The sequence below is a fragment of the Thiomonas arsenitoxydans genome (assembly GCF_000253115.1).
Taxonomy (GTDB): Bacteria; Pseudomonadota; Gammaproteobacteria; order Burkholderiales; family Burkholderiaceae_C; genus Thiomonas; species Thiomonas arsenitoxydans.
Genome location: NC_014145.1, coordinates 69,415 through 84,855 on the forward strand (window position 1 = coordinate 69,415; position 15,441 = coordinate 84,855).

Genomic DNA, 15,441 nt, shown 5'->3' on the forward strand with positions numbered 1-15,441 from the left:
GGCCTGCTTCCTATCCGTTGCTCTCACACCGCTTTCACCGCCATGACATCCCATCTGCGCCCCGCACTCAGCCTGCTGATCCTGCTTACCTTGATCACCGGCCTGCTCTATCCGCTGGCCGTCACCGGCCTGGCCCAGCTCGTCTTTCCCTGGCAGGCCAATGGCTCGGTGCTGGCGCGGCAAGGCCGTGCCGTCGGCTCGGCGCTGATCGGGCAGAACTTCACCGCCCCGGGCTACTTCTGGAGCCGCCCCTCGGCCACGGCGACCTACCCCTACAACGGTCTGGCTTCCGGCGGCTCCAACCTCGGCCCGACCAATCCGGCGCTGCGGGAGGCCGTACGTGCCCGCATCGCCGCGCTGCGCGCGGCCGATCCGGGCAACACCGCGCCGGTGCCGGTCGATCTGGTCACCGCGTCGGCCAGCGGGCTCGATCCCGACATCTCGCTGGCTGCGGCCCGGTATCAGGCGGCGCGCGTGGCGCGGGTGCGGCATCTGCCGCTGGCTCGGGTGCAGGCGCTGATCGACGCGCAGGCGCACCCGCGCTGGCTCGGCCTGTTTGGCACACCGCGGGTGAATGTGCTGGAATTGAACCTGGCCCTCGACGGCACGCCGCCGCAACGCGCCGAGTGACCCTGACACCTTGACCGATCCCGACATTCGCCCCTCTCCCGATGCGCTGCTGGCCCAGGTCCAGCAGGACGCCGAGCAGGCGCAGCGCGGTCGGCTCAAGCTCTTTTTCGGCGCCTCGCCCGGTGTCGGCAAGACCTACGCCATGCTCATGGCCGCGCGCCGTCTGCGCGACGAGGGCGTGGACGTCTGCGTCGGCCTGGTCGAAACCCACGGCCGCGCCGAGACGGCCCGGCTGCTGGAAGGGCTGGAGCAGATTCCACTGCGCGAGGTGCGTCACGGCGCGCACCTGCTGCGCGAGTTCGATCCAGCCGCGGCGCTGGCACGTCGCCCCGCCGTGCTGCTGGTCGACGAACTGGCGCACAGCAACGCCCCGGGCAGCCGACATCCCAAACGCTGGCAGGACGTGGAGGAACTGCTGGACGCCGGCATCGACCTCTACACCACGCTGAACGTCCAGCACCTCGAGAGCGTGAGCGACATCGTCGGTGGCATCACTGGCGTGCAGGTGCGCGAAACCCTGCCCGACCGCATCTTCGAGCGGGCCGATGAAGTGGTGCTGGTCGATCTGCCGCCCGACGACCTGCTGCAACGCCTCAAGGACGGCAAGGTCTATCTCCCCGAACAGGCCGCGCACGCCGTGCGCAATTTCTTTCGCAAAGGCAATCTGCTGGCGCTGCGCCAGCTCGCGCTGCGGCTCACCGCCGAGCAGGTCGAAGGCGAGATGCGCGACTACCGCAGCCGCCGCGTGGGCGGTGCCGTGTGGGACGCGGCCGAGGCCCTGCTGGTGTGCGCGGGCCCGCGCGACGACATCGGCCTGGTGCGCGCCGCCGCCCGCCTGGCCGACGCGCTACATGCGCGCTGGCACGTCATCACGGTGGAGACCCCCGCGCTGCAAGGCGCCAGCGAGGCGCAGCGCGACCATGCCCTCGCGCTGCTGCAGCGCGCCCGCGACCTGGGTGCGCAGACCGCCATGCTGGCCGGTCCCCACGCCGCCGAGGCCGCGCTGGCCTATGCCCGAACCCACAACCTCAACCGCGTCGTGCTCGGCCGCGCCCCGCGCTGGCCCTGGTGGCGCCGGGTGCTGGGGCGCTCGACCACGGCGGTGCTGGCGCGGCAGGCGCCCGATCTCGACCTCATCCTCATCACCCGCGACGCGCGTTCGCCGCCCACGGCCCTGGCCGGGCTGCATCCCGCTCTGCCGTCGGCCGATGCACTGATGCGGCGCTACCTGGCCGCGCTGCTGATCTCTGGCGCCATCACCCTGCTGGCCAGCCCGCTGCGCAGCTACTTCGACCTGTCGAACACCGTCATGCTGTTCATGCTCGGCGTGGTCGCGGTGGCGCTGCGCTTCGGCCGCGGGCCCGCGGCACTGGCGGCGGTGGTCAACGTGCTGGCCTTCGATTTCTTCTACGTGCCGCCGCGCTTTTCGTTCGCTGTGAGCGACGTGCAATACGTCTTCACCTTCAGCGTGATGCTGGGCGTGGGCCTGCTCATCGGCCACCTCACCTCGCACCTGCATTTCCAGGCCCGAGTCGCGGGTCAGCGCGAGCGCCGCACCCACGATCTCTACGAACTCTCGCGCGAGCTTTCGGGCGCGCTCACCGTCGATCAGGTGGCCGAGATCGGCACACGCGTGGTGCAGGCCAGTTTCCGCTGCCGGGCCACGCTGCTGGTGCTCGGTCTGGACGAGCGCCCGCAGCCTGCGGCAGACGTGGCTGCCGATGCCCTCCTGCCTTTCGACGCCGAGCTGGCGCGCTGGTGCTTGCAGCGCGGCGCGCCAGCCGGCCAAGGCACTGATACCCTGCCCGGCGCGCCGCTGTTCTACCTGCCGCTGAAGGCGCCGATGCGGGTGCGCGGCGTGCTCGTCGTTGACCCCGGTAACACCCGCCTATCCACCATTCCCGAGCTGCGCCGCTTGCTGGAAACCTGCGCCACCCAGATCGCTATTGCGCTCGAACGCATCCACTTCGTCAGCGTGGCACAAGATACCCTGCTGGCCATGCAGGCCGAGCGCATGCGCAACTCCCTGCTGTCGGCGCTGTCGCACGATCTGCGCACCCCGCTGACCGCCCTGGTGGGCACGGCTGAAGTCCTCTCCACGCGTCTGGTCGCTCATCCACCAGGCGATGCCGCCACGTTGCACAGCCAGGCGCTCAGCCTGTTGCAGCAGTCGCGGCGGCTGGCCCGCATGGTGGACGATCTGCTCGACATGGCCCGCCTGCAGTCCGGGCAGGTCACGCTGCGGCAGGACTGGCAATCGGTCGAGGAGCTGGTTGGCAGCGCGCTGCGCGCCGTCGATGCCGCTGCCCTGGCGCAGCATCCGCTGCAGATCGACCTGCCCGCAGACTTTCCGCTGGTGCGGGCCGACGCCGTGCTGCTCGAACGCGTGCTGGTCAACCTGCTCGACAACGCGCTCAAGTTCACCCCGCCCGGCACCCCGCTGGGCGTGCGCGCCCGCGTGCGCGGAGCAGAAGCCGAGATCACCGTCTGGGACCGCGGGCCAGGCCTGCCCGCAGGGCGCGAGCGGGCGGTCTTCGAGACCTTCACCCGTGGCGATCCTGAATCGCCCATCCCGGGTGTAGGCCTGGGGCTTGCGATCTGCCGCGCCATCGTCGAAGCTCATGGGGGCCGGGTGACGGCAGCCAACGCCCCCGAGGGCGGGGCTGCGTTCAACGTGCGCCTGCCCCTGCACGAGATGCCGCCGCTCGACGCCGCCGCCGAACTCGGCACTGAACCCGCCGGGCCGACCCCATGACTGCGCCGCACGGTCGCTGCGAGGAGGCGCGCAACGCCCTCGGGGAGTTGCGCGCAGCACGGAGGGTCGTGCCATGACCACACCCCCCAGCCTCATCCTGGTGATCGAAGACGAGGCCGAGATCCGCCACGTCGTGCGCACGGCGCTCGAAGCCGAGGGCTGGCGCGTCTGCGAGGCCGACAGCATGGCGCGCGGGCTGATCGACGCCGCCTCGCGCAAGCCCGACCTCGTCATCCTCGATCTGGGCCTGCCCGACGGCGATGGCATCGACTTCATCCACCAGTTCCGCGGCTGGAGCGGCGCGCCGCTGCTCGTGCTCTCGGCCCGCTCGGCCGAAGGCGTCAAGGTAAGTGCCCTCGATCTGGGCGCCGATGACTTTCTCGGCAAACCCTTCGGTGTGGCCGAACTGCTGGCGCGGGTGCGCGCCGCGTTGCGCCGCCCGCCCGTGAGCGAGGCCGCGCCATCGGTGCCGCTGCGCTTCGGCCGCGTCGAGCTCGACCGCGTGCGCCGCCTCGTGCGGCGCGACGGCGAAGACCTGCGCCTCACCGCCGTCGAATATCGCCTGCTCTGTGCCCTGGCCAGCCGCCCCGGCCAAGTGCTCACCCACCGGCAACTGCTGCGCGAAGTCTGGGGCCCCGGTGCGGTGGAGCATGGCCACTACCTGCGTATCTACATGGGCCGCCTGCGCCACAAACTCGAAGACGACCCCGCCCGCCCGAAGCACCTGCTCACCGAGTTGGGCGTGGGCTACCGCTTCATGGCGGATTGACCCCCGGGGGGTGTATCGGTACGGCTTGGTGAAGTCTGCAGTGCAGGGTTCAGAGCTTCCCCAGCCTAACCGCTCGCCAGCACACGACAAGGTGCACCGTGCTGGCTGTGGGTCAAGCTGAGTTGAAGTGCCGAGTCGTCGCTGGCCGCCCGGTCAACGCAGCGCTTCGGCCTCGGCGGCAATCAGGCGGAACTGCCCCAGTGCGGCTTCGAGATCGTCCACGATTTCGGCGGCGCTCACCTCTGGCGCGGGCAGGTTGTCCATGTCGGAAAGTGAATCGTCCTTCAGCCAGAAAATGTCCGGACTGGCCTTGTCGCGGTTGATGCGTTCTTCATAGTCGTAGGCGCGCCAGCGGCATTCGGGGTTGTCGGCTGACCACGTGGCGTTCCGGTCATGCCGATTCGCCGGGTGGTAGCACTGCACAAACTCGCCCAGATCTTCCTAAACGATTATCAGTGTCTGCCGGATTCAGAAAAAGAAACAGCGCTCGACATAAAAATCAAGCGCTGTCAGTAACTTAAGGATCCAACGATACAGAACGACTTCTTATCAAAATTAGAACGGTTATGCGCACCTTTTTTGGTTGTTAGACCCTTCCATCTGAGTGATTAAGGGCACTTGCCGCGTCGTGCTTCCAGCTTTTTGTGTATAGCGACAGCACTTCCGTCTTCGACACCCGGGAAACACATCAATCGATGTGTCTTTGTTGATAGTGGTAGGGGCTGCTCTGCCTGCCAGTTCACTGGCGTATAGTGCTTTGCCGTCAACGCATTCTGACTCGTCCACTCCAGCCCTACCATATTGGCCTCGAACCCCAACCTACGCTGGACCTGCGACAGCCTGCAGAAGAGTAGAGCGAATTGTCGCCAAAGGTCCTAGTACCCGTCGGCGTATCCTCCGAAGGCTTCAACGGTCAGAAGTTTCACACAGTTTTTCTACCATCAACCAAAAATAGGTGGCTTGGTGCCACAAGGGAGAAACGATTGACTAATTTCAAAGAAGCGCTCGAGACTGTTCGTGCCGATGGAATTTTGACCCACCGTGCCGATTCAATTTTGACCCGGGGTCTAAGGCCGACTGCGTCGCAGTCGGGTGTGGATAAGTCTACGGTTTTTGCGTGGGGTTGGCTCCTGGTGGGTGGGTTTGGATCCTTGGGGCAAGCTGCGTCGGGCGTAGCCCAGAGCGGCTTGCCCCAAGGGCTTGTGGGGGTCAAAGCGGTGTCTCGGGCTCAGCGGGCTGGGGTGCCTGTGCTGTGCCCGAACGCCTTTGCTCCCGCGCCTTGATGCGGGTCTTGGCGGTTTCCGTGCTGTGACGGAAGCGGTAGCTCTCGTTCCCGGTTTCCAGAATGTGGCAGTGGTGTGTGAGCCGGTCGAGCAAGGCGGTGGTCATCTTCGCATCGATGAACACGCTGGACCACTCGCCGAAGGCCAGATTGGTCGTGATCAGCACGCTGGTGTGCTCGTAGAGCTTGGACAGCAGATGGAACAACAAAGCCCCGCCCGCCTGACTGAAGGGCAGATACCCCAGCTCATCGAGAATGACCAAGTCCATACGCAAGAGGCTTGCCGCAATCCGCCCGGCTTTGCCCTGCGCCTTCTCCTGCTCCAGCGCGTTGACCAGATCGACGGTGGAGTAAAACCGCACCCGCTTGCCGTGCTGCGTGATGCCCGCCACGCCGATGGCCGTGCCCAGATGGCTCTTTCCCGTGCCGGGCCCGCCCACCAGCACGACGTTGTGCGCGGCTTCGGTAAAGGCCATGCTGGCGAGTTGCCCCACCAGCGTGCGATCAACCCTTGAGGCATCAAAGTCAAACCCCGCTAGATCGCGGTGCACCGGGAAGCGGGCCGAGAGGATTTGATGGCGTACCGAGCGCACGGCGCGATCTTCCTGCTCGGCCTGCAGCAAATGCTCGACGAGCCACTGCGCGGCATCCAGCCTGGCGTTCGTCCCCAGACCTTGCAAATCGGCCCAGGCGCCGGCCATGCCGTGCAGCCGCAACGCCTTGAGTTCCGCAATGACCTCACGCATGATCTCGCTCCTCGTCAGTCACCCGCAGGCGGTCATAGCGGGCCGTGTCGGCGCGGGGTGGATCGGCCATCGTCAAGGCCGTGGTCACTTGGGCGGGCTGGGGGCCGGTCTGCAAGCGCCCCATCACGTTGACCACATGCTCCACGCTGATGCGCCCGGACGGGGCCGTGGCTTCCAGCACCAGCGCAGCGGCCACCAGGACCGCCTCCAGCCCGGATGCGGGCACCAGCGCCAGCACCTGGGCCATGAGCCGGTCGCCCCCGTCTTGCCGCAGCAGCGCCTGGCGCAGTTGCTGCAAGGGCTGGGGCAGATCGGCAAACGGCGCGCCGTTGCGCAACGCCCCGGGTTTGCGTTGAATCAGCGGCACATAGTGCTGCCAGTCGTAGGTGGTCTGTCCCCGGTTGGCCAGCCGCGCATGGCGGGCCACACACACGCCGTCATGCACCACGACCACCTCGGTGGGATACACCCGGGTGCTCACCCGCCGCCCGGCGAGTTCACAGGGCACGGAGTAACGATTGCCAGCCATGGCCACCAGACAGGTGCTGCTGACCTTGACCGTGTTGTCCACATAGCCGTCGAACGCTGTGGGCATGGGCATGAGGTGCGGCTGCTCGTGCTCGAGCATCTCGGCCACGGTGAACTGGCTGAACTCGGGATGGAAGATCTCCTGCCACAAGCCACGGCAGCGCATGGCCAGCCAGGCATTGAGTTCGGCAAAGGAGCGCCAGGGCGTCGACAGGGCCTCAATCCACACACGTCGCCTGCTGTCCTGGACGTTCTTCTCCACCACCCCCTTCTCCCAACCGGAAGCGACGTTGCAGAAGTCGGGGTCGAACAGGTAGTGGCTGCACATCGCCGCAAAGCGCGCGTTGACGTCGCGCTTCTTGCGCGGGTGCACTTTGTCGACGGCTGTCTTCATGTTGTCATAGATGCCGCGATGCGGCACTCCGCCGAAGGCGGCAAACGCCTGGGTATGGGCGTCAAACAGCATCTCGTGACCTTGGCTGGGATAGGCCCCCAGCCAGAAGGCACGGCTGGCGCACAGCTTGACGTGGGCAACCTGCACGCGGTACGGCACGCCGCCCACCACCATGCTCTCTTCACTCCAGTCGAACTGGAAGGCTTCGCCCAGCGCAAACGTCAAGGGCACGAAGGCGTGCACAGCGCTCGTGCCATCGGCCTGTCGCCAAGCGCGCAGTAAATCGGTGACGCGGCTGTAGGCGCCGTCATAGCCTTGTCGCTTCAACTCGGCATGCAATGCCCTGGCCGTGCGCCGCTGCGCTTTAGGACGCTGCGCATCAATGGCCACGGCCTGCCGGAGCCACTCCACATAGGGCGCGAGCTTGCGCGAGGGTTGTGTTCGCCGCGCCGCGTACCGCGGTACGACATCGCCCGGCTGGCGTAGCCAGGTACGCACCGTGTTGCGCGACAGCCCCGTACTGCGGGCAATCTCTCGAACGGATTTGTTCTGGCGGAAATGCATCCGCCGGATCTTGCCAATCATGTCCATGGTGATCACTCCTGCTCCCCGTGCCTAAAAAAGCAGCAGGGTAGGTGGAACACCCGGGTCAATTTTGCGTCGGCATAACCTTCAAAAGTGGGTCAATTTTCGTTCGGCACGAACACTCGAGACCAAGCTCAAGGCAAACGGCAACAAATACACAATCAGCGGCGTAGTGAGCCAGGATGGGACGGTCTACCCCTTGGGAAGTGACACCAAGGTGCTCAGTACCATTTTTGAGTTATTCACCCGTCCACTGATGATTGAACTAGCTCACGACCTAGGGCTGCAGCTCGTGGAGCCATCGGCTCAGAACCACTACCCAGATTTCACTCTGTGCAGCGGCCCACACGCCAAAAACAAGATTGCTGTCGATGTGAAGACAACCTACATCGAGAGACCCGATGACACGTTTGGATTCACGCTTGGCGGTTACACCTCGTTTATTCGGCCAGGCAATGAGAGCAAGAACATAGTGTTCCCATTCACCGATTACACCGAACACTGGGTAATTGGCTACGTCTACGAGCGGGTTGCTGAGAAGAAGGCAGCCGAATGCGCTGTCTATACGCTAGAACAAATCAAAGACATCCCACTACCTTACCGGAATGTCCGTGTCTTCGTACAAGAGAAATGGCGCATATCCAGCGACCGGGCGGGGTCCGGGAACACAACTAACATCGGCAGCTTGGTGGGAAGAATCGACCAGTTCAGGGATGGCGGCGGGCCGTTCCAAGATGAGAACGAATTTCTGGACTACTGGCGCAACTACGGACGCATTGCGGCTGACAGAGTTAACTTCAAGAACATAGTGGAGTACCGTGCCTGGCGCAAAAAAAATCCACTCTAAGCCAGCAAAAGCTGCTGCCGCCCCATCTCAACTTCGAGAATATCCTCATCCTCGGACAGGTCGGGTGGCGGGAGCCGATTGGCCTCCTCAACGAGATTTCCAGCGCTAATCACCAGCGCCTCTTCCATTTCGCTACGCAGGCTTTCGGTCGAGCCGACGTGATAGAAGTGGCTGAACGTCTCCATGTGGAAACGTCCAAAGTGCGCCTCCAGATGGGCGTTCTCGCGATACTGGTTGCCCTTCCACATGGAATATGCAAAACCCGAAGGCAACGCTTTGATGGCATCCGACAATTCGTCAGCCTCTTGTTCAGACCACTTGTTGTAGTAGTCCGCATGCCGACCGATGTACGGTGGGTCTAGATACACGAAATCGTCAGCGGACGCCTGTGCCAGGGTTTCCCGCCACGGCTGGCATTTGAAAACCCATTCTTTGCCATGCATGACCTTAGCAGCCCAGGAAACCTGGTTACAAATTTTTGTGATGAGGGCTTGTCGGAATCGCTCTGGCTTGCGGCAGAAGGGCACGTTGAAGCCGCCCTTTTTGTTGAACCGCATGATTCCGTTGAAACAACTGCGGTTCAAGAATACCAAGTCCAAAGGACTCTTGTGCTCATTGAACCGCTTCCGAATCTCATAAAAGTGGTCCTCCCCGACAGCTAGCAGCTTCGCCCCCTCCTCCTCAAGGAACGCTCGAACTGACATGGAGGTTATATCCCCTCTTTGTACACCCTGGTAGAAGCGGACAAGGTGCTCGTTCGTGTCACAAAGGAGTGCACGCGGTGGCGCTATGTTGAGAGCGACCGCCCCGGAGCCCATGAAGGGCTCAATCCACCTACCTTGACCATGCCAATTGATTGCGTCGGCTATCCACGGCACGAGCTTTGTCTTGATGCCTTGAATCTTGATGGGGGGAGCTTTTGCTCTAATGCGGCGAGGTAAGAAGTCGGCCATTTCATTTTTCACGATATTACTCCCATCCATGGGCTGCGCCCGCCATTCAGTACCCGCTGCTCGTTAGCCATCACTTCACCACTTTCGAGCGGTCACGGTCTGGCTTCGGCAACGGCTTGTTCAACATGTCCATGGTGACACCCTTGCTTTCCGCGTTGAGTGCCCAAGTAACGAATTGCTCCAACAAAAGGCTGTTCTCTGCCTCTAACCGTTCGGCCTTCGCTTTGAACCGCTCAGCTTGCTCTATGGCCGCACGGACGCGCTCGTCGGTAGGAGTCCCGCGCGATACAGGAAGGGTCCCCTTCAGGGCATCCTTGCGGTGCGCAAAGGCGTTGGCCACTTCGGGATAGCTGGCCAAGGTGAAGCGGGAGTACCGATAGCCCCAAGCTGCCTCCAGGCTGTCCAGCAGAAGGTCCCACGTCAGCTTGCCTCTCCAAGTGTCGAGCGTGTCGAGGGCCGTGGCAATGTGTTCCTGAGTCAGGTCAGGTGCACGATACTTCTTCATAGCAATGCCTGCTTCTTGCGCCCCTTGAGGACACGGATGGGTTTCACGTTATCGGCGGTGATGAGGGGCGCGCTGGAAACATCCAGCCGGATACGGGCACCCGTAGGTACTTCAGGGTTCTCCAAGATGGAGAGCAGCAGGGTGACCCGCTCCAAGGTCGTGGCTTGATGCCTGACCCAGGCATCAGCGCCGTATTCTTCGTCGCTCAGAGCTGCCTTGGCTTGCTTCAGCAGATATTCGGTCTCGCTCTTGAGTTGCCGAAGATTTGCCTCCTTGTGCGCTTCACCTTTGACGCATTCCTGCTCTTGGCAGTTGATGCAGTCGCGATACATCTGACACGGCTCGCTCGCGAAATTGTGACGGCACCAGCCATATTCCGTCGTGTGCGCAGCGGTGAGCCCGAGCCCCTTGAATTCGCTGCGCATCATCAAGTTCCGCCCTGAGACATCAACCGGCTCAAGCTCCGACGTGAAACCAGCTTTCAGTGCTTGGCTGATTGGCGCTTGCACCTCCTCCGAGGACATGTGGTCGTAGTGCCGGTTTTGCTTGACGTCCTTACGCCCTGAGAAAATTGCGATTTCCGTGCTACTTAAGCCCCCCATCTGAGCTAGCGTGTTCAGGTAGTGGCGCAGGCTGTGGCTGTTGAGCTCAATCGGAGAGCCATCGTCCTCGGTGTAGTCGAATGCTTTGAAGATGGAGCGTCGACCTTCCCGAGTCCCGAACCGGCTTGTGATGGCCTCGTAGTCGACGCTGTTGAACATGCACAGGTAAGTCGCCCTGATGGCGTGCATCTCGTTCGTCCGAATGACCGCGATGGCATCCATGCATCGGAGCTCGGGCGCACCAGGCATGAACGGAAAGGTCGCCGGCAGCATGCCGAGGATGGCGCGCTCCACATCGTCGAAGAGGTATCCGATTCGCCGGCCTTCTAGCGGCTGTCTTTCAAGCTCGTGCCGATTCGCCCAGGCGTTCGCCTGACTCTCGGAGTCCTTGTCCCCCCAAAGCACCAGTGCGACATCACTCAGGGTCAACACGCGCTGGCCCCGAAGATGTGCTGCGCCCTCGTGGAGGAACAGCTTGGTCGGGTTGGCCGTGTACCAGGTCGCGAGCTCGTGGGCTGGGGCCGACACCCGAATCAAGTTGTCTACCGCCTCGCGAGCGACGCCGGCCATGTCGGAAGGCAGCCACTTGGTAGTGTTCTCAAACCCTTTAGAGCCAGCCCAGCGAAGCCCCAACTTGCCCCTGAACTCGCCGTCGCCGTCCACAAGACAGTCGCGCCGCAACCGCAGAACCTCGTTGATGCGCTCAGGGGCGCACACCATCAGGGCGGTCATGCTGGAGGTTATGACGTCCGGCGGGTCAATGGCTAGGTGAAATATGCCAGCCAGAGCGCGCAGCGCCGCCGCCGACGGCAGCTTCCCCTTCCGGGCTTCGAGAGCCTCTTTGGATATGCGGGAATCCATCTCCTGTGGCTTCTTCATCCCGTGCTTCCATCGCTGGCGCAGAGAGATGAACTGCTTGGAGGCCATGAACTCGCTGATGTATTCCAACTGGCCAGCTATGCGGTACGCCACCGATGGCGACACCTGCTGCTTGGCCAGCGCCACTGCCGTGTCCAACACGACTGGGTCTACGGCAGTCGGTCGTGACCCCTTTGACTGCTGGCGTAGCGCCGCTTCAAGGCATCGCAGCGCGGCAATCCGCGTGCCTTGCGACGTCACTGGCCGCTTGTCTTGTAAGTAAATGACAGCCGCCTTGGCGAAGTTCAAGAATGGCTCTGGCAGGCTCGGCTCCGGCTTGTTGCCACTCGCAGCTTCTAGTGTGCTGAAGACAACCCGATTCGCCTTGTTTTGCCCCTTCAGGAAGCCGTCGTCCCACGCATTTTTGTCGAACTGCCGATGCGCGCCCATGACTTCGGATAGCCGGCATAGCTCAACGAACGCTTCAAGGTTAGCGTGAGGCTCAAGCTCGGCCCGGGGCGTGAAGTGAAGAACAGGTGCGTTCACGCTGCCCCCTCTTCACGACCTCGCTGCGACCAGATTTGCGCGCACAGCGAGATGACTTCCCTGACGGCCCGGATGGGCTCGTCATTCACGGCCGCCATGCGGTCATCCGATGTCCACTTCTGGCGCTCTGCTTCGAGTCGATGCAGCACCTTCTCGTGCGGTGCATCGAGCCAAGGCTCGAACCGGAAGCTGGAGTAGCAAGCCACCGGCTTGTTGAAGCCACATCCGGCACCCTTACCAGCACAGCTGCCCAGTCCCTCTGTAGTAATACGGAAATCGTGAATGCGGCTCCCGGGGGCGCCCCGGTGAGTGCTGTGAGCCTCGTCCTCCACCACCTGCCCCTTGAAGGCTTGGGCGAGTGGCGCTAGGAACTTGCTCAGCGCCTTATCGTAGCTCTCGATAATCTTCGGCGATGCAGAGACATAGCACTCAACATTCTGGAGGTCCGCATGGCCGAGACGCTCCGCGATGACCAGCTTGCTGGCCCCCTCTTCCGCCATCCGAGTCCCGAAGGTATACCGGAACCGTTGCGGGACGATGTGCATTGGCGCGAAGTCGAGCCTCGCAGTCGGAGGAGCAATTTCTCGGAGCAGCTGTATGAACCACTGAGAGAGGGTATGCGGCGTGCAGTGCCCAAAGAACAGGTCCGACTCGGCGCGAATCTGTCTTCTAGGTCCTCGGGGCATTACGAGGTCAGATGAGAAAAAAGGGCTGTTCTCCGTTTTTCCGGACGCCAACAACTCGTCGCGATGCGCCAGGATGAGTTGCGAAGTCTGAGCAGAGATGTCGAAGGGCACGAAGCTCGCCCGCGCGTGGTCCTGCCCGGTCTTGACCTGGGGCAGCTTCAGAGTCGAACCTTTGGGGTCGAAGTCGCACAGTTTGAGAGAGGCGTACTGTGAGATTCGACCGCCGCAAGCCAATAGCAATCTCGTCAGCAGCAACGTCCACAGTGGCAGTTCTCCTCGGCCATAGGCGGCGTCCGCGGCTGAGTACAATGCGGTGTACTCATCCTCGCTGAAGGGCCCCTTGACGGAGTCTCGCGTCCGCACGGCGTCCCCCTTGGTGTTTCCCGGCTTTCTGTGCTCTCGGAGGTACGCAGCGCAATCTGCCGTTACGCCTGGTAGCCGGAGTTCAACCCACTTCTGGAGCAGCCCATTGAGTGTGCCGAGGCGCCATTTTTCGTTGGGGCGCAAGGTAGCCGCATAGTTCGCGACTGCTTGTTCGTCAATCACCCAGGACGCACGCCGTGGGGAGTTGTCGATAAAGTGGATGAACGCCCGAAAAAGATTATCCACGTGACTCGAGGAATGGCCCCGAACGTAGGGCAAAAGTGCTGCTTTCAGGGATGGCTTGTATGCCTCTGCTCCAGCAATTAGCTGCCCAAAATCGAGCCTAGCGATAAACGGACCGTCAGACCACTCCCATACATTCAAGCGGGGGTCAAAGGTCGAGCCTGAACGCGTGATGACACGCTCGGGCACCGTTTGCACGAGAGCATAGGACTTCAACTCAATGGCCAGAGACATCAAGGTCCTCCTGCAGCTTCAGTGCGATTGCACGCCCCTTGCGCCGCGTGTGGCGACGTGTGTAGTTGCGCGCCGACTGTGAGTTTTCTGTCCAGCCTTGCTGCTCGTTGCGAGCCCGCGCCTCCTCGATTTCGGATATGCCCATCTCGTCGGCCTGCTCGGAGAAGCGCTCATTCCACGTATGTCGCATGACATGGCTGGTCAGCGTCACAGGAAGCCCTGGGCAAGCCGCGCGGAGTTGTTGGAACAGCTTCCCAATACTCCGTGTAGATAGTGGCTTTCCATCCTGAGCAACGAACACCTGCGGGTGCCTGCGCGCCGCCCGAATGCGATAGCGCTCCACGTTAATGTGAGCCAGAAGTGCGCGCATGATGCCGGGAAGCAATTCGAGTTCGCGGTCGTTTGTCTTCGTGCCCACCGGGGTACGACGGGTGTCTTCCGATGCATCAGCGCGACGCAGGACACCCAGCTTCGACAACTGCTGTTTGATGTCGCTGATTTGCAGGCCAAGCAGTTCGCCACTGCGCATGCCCGTCGCGAGCAACAGCATGACAATCACCCAGTTCCGATGGCGAACAAAGCCCCGTTGCCAAGGGTTGTCTGGACTCTCCGGATGCACAACTCGGAGCAATCGGTCCTGGTCCTCCTTTGAGAGGCCCTCCCGAGCATCCATCTGAGCCCGCTTGGTCACCTTGGGAATCTGCGCCTTGAAGGCTTTCAGGGCCTCCACACTTTCCAAGTTGAGTTGGTGGCGCTGCTGCTGAGGAAGCCCCGCAGCGTAGTAGGTGGCAAGGAAGCCCAGGTAGTCCGCCATGTAGCGCATCCGGTTGGCGTGGTTGGCCTTACCCACGGCCTCCACCTCGACGGCGGCCTTGCTACGGCGCATCGGGATACTCTTGAGGTTGACCACCTGCTGTGTCGCTTCCTGCTCTTCCTCGTGAGCTAGCGCCTTCATGGGGTACTGCGCGACATCAGCGAGCCGGGCCAACTCGGGCATCGTCAAGAACTGTCCGTTACGCAGGCGTCCGAGGACATCGAGTCGCGGCTTGGCGTCCAGTTCTCGGTGCAGCAACGCCAGGCATTGGCAAACGGCGTGAATGGTGTTCGCTGCGCGCCCTCGTTTGCGGAACTTTTGCAGGAACAAGGTCACCGCATGTACAGGAAGGCCATTCGGCCCCTTCAGTACAGAGTGATGTTCGCCGTTTTGAAACCTGAAGCGTTTTGCGATGTACCGCGGCATCTATCCACCGTTCTTGCATGTTCGTAGTTGAGCCGATTTCCAAGTAGAACACAAAAACGGTGTGTTGATAAGAAAAAAGGCCCGCGTCCTCTCGAAGCGCGAGCCTGCAATCAACAAAAAGTCTACAAGGTGCTATTTAGAACGGAATGTCGTCGTCCATGTCGCTGAAGTCGCTCGCCGGTTTGCTGGCGGCCGCGGCGGGGGCGCGGCTGGGGGCGGGGCGGCTGGGGGCGCGGCCTGAGTCGGCCTCGCGGTTGCGGCTGTAGCCTTCGTCGTCTGCACCGCCGCCGCCCCCGCCATCACGGCCGCCGAGCAGTTGCATTTCTTCGGCGATGATTTCGGTGGTGTATTTTTCGACGCCGTCCTTGTCGGTCCACTTGCGGGTTTTCAGGCGGCCTTCCACATACACCGGGCGGCCTTTTTTGAGGTATTCGCCCGCGATTTCGGCGAGCTTGTCATAGAACACCACGCGGTGCCACTCGGTTTCCTCGCGCTTTTCGCCGCTGGATTTGTCTTTCCAGTTGCGCGACGTGGCGAGGGTGATGTTGCAGATGGCGGAGCCGCTGGGGGCGAAGCGGGTTTCGGGGTCGCGGCCGAGATTGCCGACGAGGATGACTTTGTTGACGGAGGCCATGAGGTGTCCTGAATTGCGGCGTCCCGCGGGCTGCGGGACGA

13 protein-coding genes are annotated in these 15,441 nt (G+C 62.6%); 4 read left to right on the plus strand and 9 right to left on the minus strand.

The window, feature by feature from the left end; all coding sequences use genetic code 11:
* Positions 1-42: 42 nt before the first annotated feature.
* From kdpC to THI_RS00340, 3 genes are all read left to right on the plus strand, one after another.
* Positions 43-630 carry a potassium-transporting ATPase subunit KdpC gene (gene kdpC, locus THI_RS00330; RefSeq protein ID WP_013104222.1) on the plus strand — a complete coding sequence of 196 codons (588 nt, stop codon included), beginning with the start codon at positions 43-45 and terminating at the stop codon, positions 628-630.
* 10 nt (positions 631-640) lie between these two features.
* On the plus strand, positions 641-3,385 hold the full coding sequence (locus tag THI_RS00335) for a DUF4118 domain-containing protein (protein WP_013104223.1): 2,745 nt from the start codon (positions 641-643) through the stop codon (positions 3,383-3,385).
* A 73-nt stretch (positions 3,386-3,458) separates the two neighbouring features.
* A complete protein-coding gene (locus THI_RS00340) occupies positions 3,459-4,154 on the plus strand; it encodes a response regulator (RefSeq protein WP_013104224.1) in 696 nt (231 codons plus the stop codon).
* Positions 4,155-4,307: 153 nt separating this feature from the next.
* Here the strand turns inward: THI_RS00340 and THI_RS00345 are convergent, their stop codons facing one another.
* The 3 genes from THI_RS00345 to istA all read right to left on the minus strand — a co-directional run bounded on the left by THI_RS00345 (position 4,308) and on the right by istA (position 7,695).
* Positions 4,308-4,577, minus strand: a complete 270-nt coding sequence (locus tag THI_RS00345; RefSeq protein ID WP_064135009.1) for a hypothetical protein — start codon at positions 4,575-4,577, stop codon at positions 4,308-4,310.
* 786 nt (positions 4,578-5,363) lie between these two features.
* The gene (gene istB, locus THI_RS00350) at positions 5,364-6,182 is read right to left on the minus strand and encodes an IS21-like element ISThsp2 family helper ATPase IstB (RefSeq protein ID WP_013104225.1); all 819 of its coding nucleotides are present in this window, start codon (positions 6,180-6,182) and stop codon (positions 5,364-5,366) included.
* The gene (gene istA / locus THI_RS00355; RefSeq protein ID WP_013104226.1) at positions 6,175-7,695 is read right to left on the minus strand and encodes an IS21-like element ISThsp2 family transposase; all 1,521 of its coding nucleotides are present in this window, start codon (positions 7,693-7,695) and stop codon (positions 6,175-6,177) included. The genes istB and istA overlap by 8 nt, the downstream gene beginning before the upstream one ends.
* A gap of 64 nt (positions 7,696-7,759) precedes the next feature.
* Between istA and THI_RS00360 the strand changes: the two genes are divergently transcribed.
* A complete protein-coding gene (locus THI_RS00360; protein ID WP_013104227.1) occupies positions 7,760-8,536 on the plus strand; it encodes a type II restriction endonuclease in 777 nt (258 codons plus the stop codon).
* On the opposite strand, the gene THI_RS00365 is transcribed toward THI_RS00360, so the two are convergent.
* The 6 genes from THI_RS00365 to ssb form a co-directional block, all read right to left on the minus strand.
* Positions 8,533-9,501, minus strand: a complete 969-nt coding sequence (locus tag THI_RS00365) for a DNA adenine methylase (RefSeq protein ID WP_198409851.1) — start codon at positions 9,499-9,501, stop codon at positions 8,533-8,535. The two genes, THI_RS00360 and THI_RS00365, sit on opposite strands and share 4 nt — an antisense overlap.
* Positions 9,502-9,559: 58 nt before the next feature.
* A complete protein-coding gene (locus THI_RS00370) occupies positions 9,560-9,994 on the minus strand; it encodes a hypothetical protein (RefSeq protein WP_013104229.1) in 435 nt (144 codons plus the stop codon).
* On the minus strand, positions 9,991-12,000 hold the full coding sequence (locus THI_RS00375) for an integrase (RefSeq protein WP_013104230.1): 2,010 nt from the start codon (positions 11,998-12,000) through the stop codon (positions 9,991-9,993). Before THI_RS00375 ends, THI_RS00370 begins: the two co-directional genes overlap by 4 nt.
* Positions 11,997-13,526 carry a site-specific integrase gene (locus THI_RS00380; RefSeq protein ID WP_013104231.1) on the minus strand — a complete coding sequence of 510 codons (1,530 nt, stop codon included), beginning with the start codon at positions 13,524-13,526 and terminating at the stop codon, positions 11,997-11,999. The genes THI_RS00375 and THI_RS00380 overlap by 4 nt, the downstream gene beginning before the upstream one ends.
* The gene (locus tag THI_RS00385) at positions 13,510-14,766 is read right to left on the minus strand and encodes a tyrosine-type recombinase/integrase (RefSeq protein WP_050985884.1); all 1,257 of its coding nucleotides are present in this window, start codon (positions 14,764-14,766) and stop codon (positions 13,510-13,512) included. The genes THI_RS00380 and THI_RS00385 overlap by 17 nt, the downstream gene beginning before the upstream one ends.
* A gap of 136 nt (positions 14,767-14,902) precedes the next feature.
* Entirely contained in the window at positions 14,903-15,400 is a 498-nt protein-coding gene (gene ssb, locus THI_RS00390; protein ID WP_013104233.1) for a single-stranded DNA-binding protein, read from the minus strand.
* Between the last annotated feature and the right edge of the window lie 41 nt (positions 15,401-15,441).

Coding starts and splice junctions, on each gene's coding strand:
- istB (WP_013104225.1), bottom strand. CDS start 6,182: ATGCGTGAGGTCATTGCGGAACTCAAGGCGTTGCGGCTGCACGGCATG.
- istA (WP_013104226.1), bottom strand. CDS start 7,695: ATGGACATGATTGGCAAGATCCGGCGGATGCATTTCCGCCAGAACAAA.
- ssb (WP_013104233.1), bottom strand. CDS start 15,400: ATGGCCTCCGTCAACAAAGTCATCCTCGTCGGCAATCTCGGCCGCGAC.
- THI_RS00385 (WP_050985884.1), bottom strand. CDS start 14,766: ATGCCGCGGTACATCGCAAAACGCTTCAGGTTTCAAAACGGCGAACAT.
- THI_RS00340 (WP_013104224.1), top strand. CDS start 3,459: ATGACCACACCCCCCAGCCTCATCCTGGTGATCGAAGACGAGGCCGAG.
- kdpC (WP_013104222.1), top strand. CDS start 43: ATGACATCCCATCTGCGCCCCGCACTCAGCCTGCTGATCCTGCTTACC.
- THI_RS00380 (WP_013104231.1), bottom strand. CDS start 13,526: ATGTCTCTGGCCATTGAGTTGAAGTCCTATGCTCTCGTGCAAACGGTG.
- THI_RS00370 (WP_013104229.1), bottom strand. CDS start 9,994: ATGAAGAAGTATCGTGCACCTGACCTGACTCAGGAACACATTGCCACG.